Source organism: Acinetobacter sp. UBA2063, from assembly GCF_002333245.1.
GTDB classification, from domain to species: domain Bacteria; phylum Pseudomonadota; class Gammaproteobacteria; order Pseudomonadales; family Moraxellaceae; genus Acinetobacter; species Acinetobacter parvus.
This window is the reverse complement of record NZ_DDAH01000107.1, coordinates 1-11,151: the sequence shown is the minus strand read 5'-3', so window position 1 is coordinate 11,151 and position 11,151 is coordinate 1. Positions and strand designations below refer to the sequence as shown.

The following is an 11,151-nucleotide window of genomic DNA, read 5'->3' as shown; positions in this document are numbered from 1 at the left end:
TTTACCTTTAATTAAATCAGCTTCCCAATGACCCGGTATTTTTCTTTCTTGAACTTCGGCTGGGCGCTCATGAATAGTTTTAATATCCTGTAATATAGAATCTTTATTAGGTTCACCGTTAGCTTTTCGCTTTTTATTTTCATGACGCAGACAGGATAATAAGTCTTTTTTCAACTCACCCTTGGGTAATGCGCGTATCGTTGAATAAATCGTTGTATGGCTTACATTCATTGTTTGATCCAAATCAGGAAATGTCTTTAAACGCTTTGCTATTTGCTGAGGAGACCATAAACAACGGATCGCTTCAACAATAAATTTCCAGAGGATTGAATCGATTTTGAGTTTTCTGTGACCACGTCTACGTCTAGCGAAGGTGTTATCAGAAGCATATCGAGCTTGATAAACGTCATTGATGCTATTTCTTTTAAGCTCACGATAGATCGTACTAGGATGTCTTTTAATGAGTTCAGCAAATTTTCTGGCTGAAAAGCCTTCTTTTCTTGACTCAAGCATTAATGCAGTACGATCTTCAAAGTTAAGATGATGGTATGACAATTTTATATACTCCATAAACCCTTTAAATTAATTAGGTGGTTTATGTCGCACTTCAAGTTTTACTCTGCCTATATTGATTTTAAAAATAAAATGCTCCAGAGGTGCCGCTGCATGGTCGTTACCCTGAACCCGATGAGTTCAAGGTGGAGGTGACGTATACTTAATGGGTTTCCTACTCGAGGCAGGCATACACTCAAAATACACAGAACACATCCATAAATTTAAGTATCGGCAGGGGACTGGACGTACTGGCGAACACCCTAGAGACAGTTTTAGTATAACCGATCTTTACACGATGACAATCGCTACTTGTAAAGATAATTATTAATTGATGGGGCTTTGTGCAAATAATCTTAACATTTAGGTATTTTTCTACACAGTCTGTTCCACATCTTCCAAAATGGTCTGGAGCAGGTGTTCACAATGGGCATATTCCTGTAAAGACTTATTCAGGCTAAACACTTCCTGAGCCATTTGCAGTGCAACCATAATCACAAGTTTGTTATGTTCTACACGAGGAGCATTACGGCGCATGTCATGAAACTTTTGGTTCAGTAGTTCAGCTGCACGCTCTAATTCTTCACGTTTATCTTCAGTCGTGTTTAAACGGAAAGTCTGTTCAATTAAACGAAGTTCTACTGTCACTTGTTCACTCATGATCAGTTTTCCTCTTGTAGTTCAGCATTTGGATGGGCGAGTTGCTGAATCTCTTGTGCATGTTGATCCTCGGCTGTACCAAGAACGGCTAGGCGCTGGATAATCGCCTCAACTTTAGACTTTGCTAACTCATTTTTCTGCAACAAACGATCACGGTCCTGTTGCAAGTCCTGAATTTCCTGTTGGCTATGACGTTGCTGTGCCTGTAGTTTTTCCTTGATGACACGTAGATCATTACGTTCCGCCAGAATTTCCTGAAAGCGATTTTTAAGATCAGTGGTACTTTTCTCTAAACGTCCATAACGTTCAGCCAAAGTTGTTGCATCAGTATTCAGTTGTTTAAATTGATCTTGTAACTGAGTCAGTTGTTCAGTTAAGTTATCAACTTCTTCCTGCTTTTGCGTGATGATGCTATTTTTCTGCACAACTTGTGCATGATGATCAGTTTCAGCTAAAGCTTTAGCCTCAGTGAGCGAAGTGTTTTCTCGCTCTAAATGATGTAAACGTGTTTTTAAAACACCAATATGCGCTTGTAGACGCTGTAATTGTTCTAACATAACGAGGTCGCACAGAGTTGCAATCAAAGGTAATATATACAGCAGTATAGAGATTGGATAAACGAATGCAAGACGATATTTCAGGTTGGACGGAATGGAATGCTCATTTTGATGGGATTGAAGAAATTTCAAGTCCAAGTGAGTTACATGGATTACTCACAGGTATAGTTTGTGTGACACAAGCGCCAACCAAAGACGAATGGTCACAAATTTTAAATACTTTAAATGTTCCTGCATTATCGGAAGAGGCGTTAGAAAGCTTAACTGACGAGAGCGAAGATGTTTCTCATGCCTTGTCTGACGATGAGTTAGATTATTTGCCGATGTTGCCAGACGACACTCATTTGCTTGTAGACCGTGTTCAGGCATTGGCGGATTGGTGTGCAGGTGTGGTCCTTGGTTTTGGTCTGGCTTCTGGTCATATTCGTGCAGAAGAACAAGAGCTGATTGAACATTTACAAGATGTTGCAGCTGTTGAGTTTGAAGATTCGGACAATGATGAAGAGGGTGAGGAAAGCTATCAGGAACTGTATGAATTTGTACGCCTGATTCCTGTGAGTCTGTCGATTGGCCGTAAAAAGATTGCTGTAGCCGAAAGCTCATTATTACAAAACTTTCATGCAAAAAGTAAGAATCAGGGGGATATTGGCGATGCACAAAATGTCGTTGAAATGTTTACCCCACATCGTCCGAGTTAACTCGGGCGGTGCCTTAAGCTCTTATAAATAAAGATACTTACAATCATTCATCTTCATCAGAAGGACAATATGAAATTAAGTCAAGCCGATTTTAAACAACGCCGTAATCTTCTTGCTCAACACATAGGCAGCAACAGCATTGCCATTATTGCGACGCGAGCAGAAATGTATCGTAATCGCGATGCGGATTATAAATATCGTGCAGACAGTAGTTTTTATTATCTGACTGGGTTTGCAGAACCCGAAGCCGTTGCGGTAATCGAAACCTTTGCAGAGGGCGAGGAATATAGCTATAGCTTGTTCTGCCGTGAACGTAATCGCGAGATGGAAATCTGGAATGGTTATCGTGCTGGGATTGATGGTGCGATTGAAATCTATGATGCAGATGAAGCGTATGCAATTGATCTGCTTGATGAAGAAATTATCGACAAATTATTAAATAAACAGCGTCTTTACTATCGTATTGGCCAAAATGCGGAATTTGATGCACGTGTCAGCCAATGGATTCAAAAAGCAGATGCACAGCAGCGTCGTGGTGGTGCTGCACCCGCTGAAATGATTCAGTTAGACCGAATTATTGATGAAATGCGCTTGAAAAAATCAGCAAAAGAAATTGAATTGATGCAGATCGCATCTAATATCAGTGCAGAGGCGCATACCCGTGCCATGCAAAGCGTAAAACCAGAAATGATGGAGTATGCACTTGAAGCAGAACTCAATTATATTTTTGGTAAAAATGGTTGTGTGCCAGCCTACAATAGTATTGTCGGTGGTGGAGAGAATGCGTGCATTTTGCATTACGTGGAAAACAATAAACCATTAAAAGACGGTGATTTGGTTTTAATAGATGCTGCTTGTGAATATGAATTCTACGCATCTGATATCACTCGTACTTTCCCAGTCAATGGTAAGTTCAGTCCTGAGCAAAAAGCACTTTACAATATTGTATTAGATGCACAACTAGCTGCGATTGATGCAACCCGTATTGGCAATCACTACAAATATCCACATGAAGTCGCTGTAAAAATTTTAACTCAAGGTTTGGTTGATCTTGGCTTACTGAGCGGTAATGTAGATGAGTTGGTTGAGAGCGAAGCATTCCGTCAATTCTTTATGCATGGAACTGGGCATTGGCTTGGTATGGATGTGCATGATGTCGGTGCATATAAGCATGGCGAAGACTGGCGTGCTTATGAAGCAGGTATGGTAGTCACCGTTGAGCCTGGTTTATACGTCGCACCCGATGATGAAACGGTTGATGCGAAATGGCGTGGTATTGGGATTCGTATCGAAGATGATGTTTTAGTCACTGAAAATGGGCCGTTGGTTTTGACTAAGAATGTAGTGAAAACTGTTGAAGAAATTGAGCAATTAATGGCTGGTTAAGTCAGAAATATTGATCTAAAGGCTTATTCTGGGATAAGCCTTTTTTATTTGTCGAATTAAAATAAAACACAGACCAAACAAAGTACAAATTCCATTGTCGATTTAAGTTAGAGTAAGATAGGCTAGGGTCTGTAGATAATTCATAAATGCTTGCGATAGTGGATGTTTTTAGGTGATACAAGGCATGGCTTATGAAATTTAGTCATTCTAAATAAATAAGCCATAACGCAGTAGCGACAAAAAATATCCCTGTCCCACAGGGTTATGGCTAAAACTTCCTTAAACTTTGTTATGAAACTTGACAAGGAGTTGCCATTGCCTACGTTTCATGCCTCGTTTAAGTTGTTTTAGCCTATAACGCAACCATAGATGAAATATCAACAGACCCTTAACATCAAGTCATGAAAAACTGATAAGGAATAATATTATGCAGCAACAAGTCATCATTGTCGGTGGAGGTATGGTTGGACTCAGCCTTGCTTTAATGTTGGCAAAATCTAATATTGCCGTAAAGCTATTAGAAGCTGTGAAATATCCAAATTATGATGATGAAAATGTTGCTCCTTATCACTCAAGTTTTGATGCGCGTAACACCGCTTTGTCACGCCGTAGCGTGCAGATTTACCAAAAATTAGGTTTGTGGGAAGCCTTACAGCAACATGCCACCCCAATTCTGCAAGTACATATCACTGAGCAGGGTAGCTTTGGTAAAGCACGATTAGTCGCAGAACAAGAAAAAGTAGAAAGCTTTGGGCAAGTCATTGAAAATGCGTGGTTAGGTCGAGTATTACTCACCCAGGTTCGTCAGCAGCCTCTGATTGAATTAATTGATGGGGTACAAGTGACATCACTGACACAAGATGCAGATGAGGTTCACATTGAAGCCATGCGTAATGGTGAATATATCCATTCCTTGAAATCGAAGTTGGTGATCGCAGCAGATGGTCGTGATTCTTTCTGCCGTCAAGCAATTGGTGTGGGCGTGGATGAACATGATTATGACCAAGTTGCGATTGTTACAACGGTTCAAACCTCTAAACCTCATCAACAGGTTGGTTTTGAGCGGTTTAGCGCATTAGGACCATTGGCATTATTGCCTTTACCTGGTGAATATCGTCGTTCTGTCGTTTGGCCAGTTAAAAAAGGTACTGAAGCTGAATGGTTGGGTGAAGAAAATGATCAACACTTCTTGGATGCCCTACAAGAAACTTATGGCGATCGTGCGGGTAAATTTGAAAAAACGGGTAAACGTTTTAGTTATCCATTGTCACAAGTTCTGGCTCACAAGCAGGCAGTTGGTCGTGTAGTTCTGATGGGTAATGCAGCACACACAATTCATCCTGTTGCAGGGCAAGGCTTTAACTTGTGTTTGCGAGATGCCGATGTATTGGTTCGTTATTTACTAGAGCAGTTAGCGAAGTCTGATGATATTGGTCATCCTGATAATTTATTGGCTTATGAGCAAGCACGCTTAACAGATCAGCAGCGTGTGATTAAGTTCTGTGATTCAGTAGTGCGTGGTTTTAGTAATCAAAATCCAATCCTCAAATTATTACGCAATACAGGTCTGATTGCATTTGATGTGATTCCAGGCGTTAAGCCTTTGGTTGCCAATTATGCGATGGGACTAAAAGCATGAGTGAAATCTTAGATGTTGTGATTGTTGGCGGTGGTTTAGTCGGTGGATTAACCGCTTTATTGTTGGCTCAAGGTGGTGTGCAAGCAACAGTATTGGATGCTGCACCAGTGCTTGATCAAGAGAAAACTTTAGCTGTGATGAATCCACGGGTGTTGGCTTTAAGTCAAGCAACGATTCATCTACTAAAGACAGTTGACGTTTGGAATGATTTAGCACGCCAAATGCCTTATTCAGGTATGCAGGTCTGGAATAAAAATGGTTATGGTGAAATAAATTTTGGACATGCTTCCGAACAGCAACCTCGTGCAGATCAAGCTTTAGGTTCGATGGTTGAGCCGAGTGTCTTGAATGTTGCGATTCAACAAAAAATGTTGCAGCAGCTCAATGATTATCGTACTCAAGTCAAAGTGATTCGGATTGAGCAGATTCCACAAGGTTGGTCAATTCAATTGGCGGATGGCACAACACTAAAAACCAAGTTACTTATTGGTGCAGATGGTGCAAATTCTTTTGTCCGCGAACAAGCTTATATAGATTTAGATGTTTTGGATTACAAACAGGCTGCCATCAGTTGCGCGATTAAAACCACCCAGCCGAATCATTATGTGGCACGACAAATTTTCCTACCGACAGGCCCATTGGCTTATTTGCCGATGGCGAGTCTTGATCCACAAGAGAACGGCTATTGGCAGTCGATTGTCTGGACTTTACCAGATGATTACGCCGATGAATATTCAGCACTCAGCGATCAAGCGTTTATGCAATTACTGACCCAAGAAAGCCTAAATATGTTGGGTGAAGTAGTTGAGGTTCGTTCCAGAGCACAATTTCCACTTAAAGCAAGAGCAGCTCAGCGTTATATCAAATCTGGTTTAGCCTTGATTGGCGATGCAGCACATGTCATCCATCCTTTGGCTGGTCAGGGCGTAAATATCGGTTGCTTAGATGCAGCAGTTTTATGTGATGTTTTATTGCATGATTTAAAACGCGGTGTGTGGGCCAATGAGCAAACTTTATTGCGCTATGAACACCAACGTAAAGGCCAGAATGATGCCATGATGCACAGTATGTCTGCGATTGGTTGGTTAGAAAGTTCAGAATTATTTCCGTTTGTTTGGGCACGTAACTTTGGTCTAAAACAAGTTGAACAATTGGATTGGTTTAAAGATCGCTTTATGAGACAAGCGAATGGATTAGGGGCTTTACAGCACACGCGTTATGCTTGCTAAAAAACAGTAGATATTTTTTAAACAATCATTTATAAATCAGAGTGAATTTGGTTATAAAAAGCACAATTTGATGAATATTTTGCTTTGATAAATAAGAAGAGCTTGTTAAATTTCATCAAGTTCTGATGGCCAAATAGCGATGATGAGAGTTGAGTCATTGTGGGGAGAGTAATATGACGGAAATGAATGATTACGACGAAAATACTGAAGATTCTGCGGTAGACGATGAAGAAGCGAAAGCCGCAGAAAGCGGTGCTGATAATGAAGAAGCAACGATTGATGATGCTGATCTAGCTGAAGCTGAAACGCTAACTGTGACTGCGAAACAGAAACAACGCCAAGCTTTAGAAGACGAATTAGCTGCATTTCTTGCACGTGGTGGACGCATTACTGAAGTTCCGCCAGGTGAGCATCAAGATTAAGTCTGAATTGACATAAAAAAGCATCACGGTTTTATTGGTGGCTCACATGCCCGTTCTGTATCGTTATGGGTCGATGCGCTGGATTTTGCAGGTGATGCTGCTAACTATGCAATTTCATTGGCTGAGATGATAAGGGGAGATTTTTTAATCCCCCCTTAGGTTTTATTGATCTTGTTGGGTGAGTTCCAGAGCCCGTTGATAAGCAACTTTCTTTTTTATACCCGTTAAATCAGCTGCCAATTGTGAAGCTGCTTTGACGGAGAGATCTTGTAGTAATCGTTTTAATAAGTCATCTAGCTTATCTTGTTCCATATCTTTTTCAGTCGTAGCACCACCAACGACAACAACGATTTCACCTTTTTCTTGGTTGTGATCATTTTCAATAAACGTGACCAATTCTTTTAAGGTCATTTTTTTGATCGTTTCGAAAGTTTTGGTAATTTCGCGAGCAAAACCTACAGGTCGATCTTCACCAAATACCTCAGCCATATTTTTTACACTGTCTAAAATACGATGTGGCGCTTCATAGAAAATCAGGGTTTGTGTCTCATCTTTTAGTTTTTCAAGTTGGCTAATTCGTTGTGAAGCCTTTGACGGTAAGAAACCTTCAAAACTAAAGCGATCACTTGGTAAACCTACAGCACTCAATGCTGCAATTGCAGCACATGCGCCTGGTACTGGAATGACGCGGATCTTATGTTCTTGTGCTGCACGAACCAGCTTAAATCCAGGGTCACTAATTAACGGTGTTCCCGCATCACTAATCAGCGCAATACTTTCACCATTTAACATTCTTTGAATAAGTTGATCAATTTTGTTACTTTCATTGTGATCATGACACGCTGTTAACGGAGTTGAGATATTATAGTGCTTAAATAATTGAGCAGATTGACGAGTGTCTTCTGCTGCAACCACCGATACAGACTTTAAAATATCAATTGCACGAAAGGTCATGTCATCTAAGTGCCCAATCGGGGTTGCTACAACAAATAATTGAGCACTCATAAAAGGTAACTCCCTCATGTCTTACAAAAAATATTGGCTGCTACTCTGTTTGGCAGCATGTATGAGTCCAGCGTATGCGGACGTACTGGTGATTTTACCTGAATCTGGCACGATGGCGCGAGCAGGTCAGAGCATCAAACGTGGTTTCCTGAGTGCTTATACAGCATCTGGCAGTAAAGAAAAAATTATTTTTGTAGATTCCGCAAAAAATAGCATCGACTCAATTTTTAAGAAAAAAGTCACCCATAAGACCAGACTGATTGTTGGGCCATTGGCAAGACCTGAAGTTGAAAACGTTATTCAGCTTAGTCCCAAAATTCCTGTACTGGCCCTTAATGATGTCAACACACAGTCAGCCAATGTCTGGCAATATAGTCTGGCCAAGCAGGATGATGCGGTTGCCCTCAACCAACTGCTGAAAAAAGATGGGGTGAAAAAACTATTTGTTTTACGCCAGACAGGAACTGAGTCAGCCACTGAGCTTTTTTTAGTGGCATTGATGGCTGAGTTCGGTTCAGATATTGCAATGGTCAATCAGTTACCGAAAAAACTCTCCAGAAAAGAGGGCGTGTTGCTATTGGGTGACCATCAATGGATGGAACAACTGGGAGCATTACCTGAGAAGAATATTTATGCGACACCCCTAAGTATTGAACAGGGGCAGTCCATACCTTTGGGACTGAGTTTCTGTGATGTCCCCGCGTTATATAATGGTCAATGGGCAGACTTAATTGAAGCCTACAAGGAACAGCCTGAAAATATGGCATTTCAACGTTTGCTGGCTTTTGGGGGTGATGCATGGAGCATGGGCCAACACTTACTTGAGCAAACTGGACAGGTTCAATTCTCTTTTGTTGGGCGCACAGGTGCAATTGAGCTAAAAGACCATAAAATCTCTAGGCAGCCGTATTGTTATAGACAGCAAAAAAATGGCATTGAAATTTTAAAATAAGATATGGGCACAATCGAACAGCAGAAACATCTCTTGGGACAGTGGGCAGAACAAACGGCATTGCTATTTTTACAGTCCCAGCAGTATCAATATGTCAATAAAAACTACCATTCACGTTTTGGGGAAATTGACCTGATTGTCAAACGTGACAATGAGCTGGTTTTTGTGGAGGTGAAAGCCCGTTCCGCAGGCAGTTATGCAGAGGCCTGTGAAGTGATTTCGTATTCACAGCAACGTAAGATTATTAAGACGGCGCAGTTCTTTTTACAAAGATACCCCAATTATTACAATTTTGACTGTCGTTTTGATGTGATCTGTTTTGATTTTCCACAGAAACTTGCAAAAACAGTACAACCAGATTTTTCAAAATTGCAGTATGATCAGCAATGGATTAAACATGCGTTTACTTTGGATTGAGATACGGTTGAGTCATTTCAAGGCAAGTGCAGTAGATTGAACAAGTTAGTGGATAGGGAGTCTTGCCAAGTGTTGAAACGTTTAACGATGACGTTGGTTTGCGTTGCAAGTTTATCGGGATGTGCGAGTTTTATTTCTGGTGGAACAGGATCGGCGCCTGTTGGTACAAACAGTGGTGAACGTAGTTTAGGGCAGGTTTTTATTGATTCTTCAATCAAGCGTACTGCAAATATCAATTTATATAAATTAGATCACCGTTTTAAACAGTCACGTATCAACATTGAAAGTTTTCACAGCAATGTTTTATTGACAGGCCAGGTTCCTGATCCGTATTTAAAACAGTTGGCTGAAGACAACTTGCGCTCAATGACGGATGTTAAAGCAGTGCACAACTATATTACGGTGGGCGACAAAGTCGGCTATAACACCATCATGCAAGATGCGACGGTNNGTACTGCAAATATCAACCTATACAAACTAGACCATCGCTTTAAGCAGTCACGTATCAATATTGAAAGTTTCCACAGTAATGTTTTGTTGACTGGCCAGGTTCCCGATCCTTACTTAAAACAGTTGGCGGAAGATAACCTGCGCGCCATGAGCGATGTTAAGGCGGTTCACAACTACATCACTGTAGGCGATAAAGTAAGCTATAGCACCATCATGCAGGATGCAACGGTAACGGCGAACACCCGTGGTCTACTGATGAAAGCTCCTGTGGTTTCTGACAGCAAAGTACTGGTACATACTGAAAACGGTGTGCTGTATGTGATGGGGCGCCTTAATACCGCTGAAGTGAAAGATTTGGATGATGTCTTACAAAAAGTGGGCAATGTGAGTAAAATTGTCACGCTGATTGACAACATTGATCAATCTTCGGGGACGATGAACTCATCTGCTGCCACGCCAATGGTCGGTGCAGCGACAACACAGCCTTTAGTTGAAACACCAGTTGCAATTGATCCTGATCAAGATGAACCCGTGACGACGACACCAACCGCACCTTAATTTATGAAGCAACTTATTCAGCAAGTACAAGAAAACGTGATACGGGCGAAAAACTTATATCAGGAATTTCGCCTGTATGATTTTGCCAGCTATTCAATCAATTATTTGACGCCAAAGGATACTTTTGAAAAAGAAGAACATCTTGCTTATGGGTTAAAAGCCAGAAATCGACTGGATCTTTATCGAACCAAGAATCCAAAGAAACAAAAACCTTTGATTGTTTTTGTACATGGTGGATCATGGCAGCATGGCAATAAACGTGATTATTTGTTTATTGGTGAGACATTCGCACGTGAGGGCTATGATGTTGCAGTGATCAACTATCATCTTGCGCCTGAACATATCTTTCCAGCATTTGTCGATGATCTAGCGCAAGCGATTCATTATTTGAATCAAAATAAAGTTAAGCTGAATATTTCAACTGACAACATGATTCTGATGGGGCATTCGGCAGGAGCTTTTAACGTGATGTCGGTTGTCTATTCAGCCCAGTCACAAAATTTCAAATATAAAGACCAGATCAAGGCAATTGTGGGTCTGGCTGGACCTTACCATTTTGACTATGTGGGCGATCCTTTATCCGAACATGCCTTTGACCACAAGATTTCCTATCAGCAGGTGATGCC

General features: G+C 41.0%; 11 protein-coding genes, 1 other RNA gene and 5 pseudogenes. 12 read left to right on the top strand and 5 right to left on the bottom strand.

Annotation, left to right across the window (positions count from 1 at the left end):
- The 4 genes and pseudogenes from B4H32_RS04810 to B4H32_RS04795 form a co-directional block, all read right to left on the bottom strand.
- A pseudogene (locus B4H32_RS04810) lies at window positions 1–570 on the bottom strand (IS30-like element ISAba125 family transposase); the annotation flags it as partial.
- A gap of 73 nt (window positions 571–643) precedes the next feature.
- A non-coding RNA gene (gene ssrS, locus B4H32_RS04805) (6S RNA) lies at window positions 644–825 on the bottom strand.
- 102 nt (window positions 826–927) lie between these two features.
- On the bottom strand, window positions 928–1,212 hold the full coding sequence (locus B4H32_RS04800) for a cell division protein ZapA (protein ID WP_004678103.1): 285 nt from the start codon (window positions 1,210–1,212) through the stop codon (window positions 928–930).
- Between the two features lie 2 nt (window positions 1,213–1,214).
- Entirely contained in the window at window positions 1,215–1,769 is a 555-nt protein-coding gene (locus B4H32_RS04795; RefSeq protein WP_004678101.1) for a hypothetical protein, read from the bottom strand.
- Between the two features lie 65 nt (window positions 1,770–1,834).
- On the opposite strand from B4H32_RS04795, the gene B4H32_RS04790 reads away from it, so the two are divergent.
- The 6 genes and pseudogenes from B4H32_RS04790 to B4H32_RS04765 form a co-directional block, all read left to right on the top strand.
- On the top strand, window positions 1,835–2,467 hold the full coding sequence (locus tag B4H32_RS04790; protein WP_004681281.1) for a UPF0149 family protein: 633 nt from the start codon (window positions 1,835–1,837) through the stop codon (window positions 2,465–2,467).
- 69 nt (window positions 2,468–2,536) lie between these two features.
- Window positions 2,537–3,853 (top strand): Xaa-Pro aminopeptidase, encoded by a 1,317-nt coding sequence (gene pepP, locus B4H32_RS04785; protein ID WP_004681279.1) that lies wholly within the window; start codon window positions 2,537–2,539, stop codon window positions 3,851–3,853.
- A 427-nt stretch (window positions 3,854–4,280) separates the two neighbouring features.
- Window positions 4,281–5,492, top strand: coding sequence for a 2-octaprenyl-6-methoxyphenyl hydroxylase (gene ubiH / locus B4H32_RS04780; protein WP_004681277.1), 1,212 nt, complete (start codon window positions 4,281–4,283; stop codon window positions 5,490–5,492).
- A complete protein-coding gene (locus B4H32_RS04775) occupies window positions 5,489–6,721 on the top strand; it encodes an FAD-dependent monooxygenase (RefSeq protein WP_004759593.1) in 1,233 nt (410 codons plus the stop codon). The genes ubiH and B4H32_RS04775 overlap by 4 nt, the downstream gene beginning before the upstream one ends.
- 173 nt (window positions 6,722–6,894) lie before the next feature.
- Window positions 6,895–7,143, top strand: coding sequence for a hypothetical protein (locus tag B4H32_RS04770; RefSeq protein ID WP_286800445.1), 249 nt, complete (start codon window positions 6,895–6,897; stop codon window positions 7,141–7,143).
- A gap of 33 nt (window positions 7,144–7,176) precedes the next feature.
- Window positions 7,177–7,263: pseudogene (locus B4H32_RS04765) on the top strand (cation transporter); the annotation flags it as partial.
- A 42-nt stretch (window positions 7,264–7,305) separates the two neighbouring features.
- On the opposite strand, the gene rsmI reads toward B4H32_RS04765, so the two are convergent.
- On the bottom strand, window positions 7,306–8,148 hold the full coding sequence (rsmI, locus tag B4H32_RS04760) for a 16S rRNA (cytidine(1402)-2'-O)-methyltransferase (RefSeq protein WP_286800441.1): 843 nt from the start codon (window positions 8,146–8,148) through the stop codon (window positions 7,306–7,308).
- Window positions 8,149–8,164: 16 nt separating this feature from the next.
- Between rsmI and B4H32_RS04755 the strand changes: the two genes are divergently transcribed.
- The 6 genes and pseudogenes from B4H32_RS04755 to B4H32_RS04740 all read left to right on the top strand — a co-directional run.
- Window positions 8,165–9,100 carry a penicillin-binding protein activator gene (locus B4H32_RS04755; protein WP_286800440.1) on the top strand — a complete coding sequence of 312 codons (936 nt, stop codon included), beginning with the start codon at window positions 8,165–8,167 and terminating at the stop codon, window positions 9,098–9,100.
- Window positions 9,101–9,103: 3 nt separating this feature from the next.
- Window positions 9,104–9,517 carry a YraN family protein gene (locus B4H32_RS04750; RefSeq protein ID WP_004681272.1) on the top strand — a complete coding sequence of 138 codons (414 nt, stop codon included), beginning with the start codon at window positions 9,104–9,106 and terminating at the stop codon, window positions 9,515–9,517.
- A gap of 87 nt (window positions 9,518–9,604) precedes the next feature.
- A pseudogene (locus B4H32_RS12825) lies at window positions 9,605–9,739 on the top strand (BON domain-containing protein); the annotation flags it as partial.
- Window positions 9,719–9,913 (top strand): annotated as a pseudogene (locus tag B4H32_RS12820) (BON domain-containing protein); the annotation flags it as partial. The pseudogenes B4H32_RS12825 and B4H32_RS12820, both read left to right, overlap by 21 nt.
- Window positions 9,914–9,970: 57 nt before the next feature.
- Window positions 9,971–10,525 (top strand): annotated as a pseudogene (locus B4H32_RS12815) (BON domain-containing protein); the annotation flags it as partial.
- A 3-nt stretch (window positions 10,526–10,528) separates the two neighbouring features.
- On the top strand, window positions 10,529–11,151 hold a 623-nt coding region (locus tag B4H32_RS04740), incomplete at its 3' end, for an alpha/beta hydrolase (RefSeq protein ID WP_286800433.1).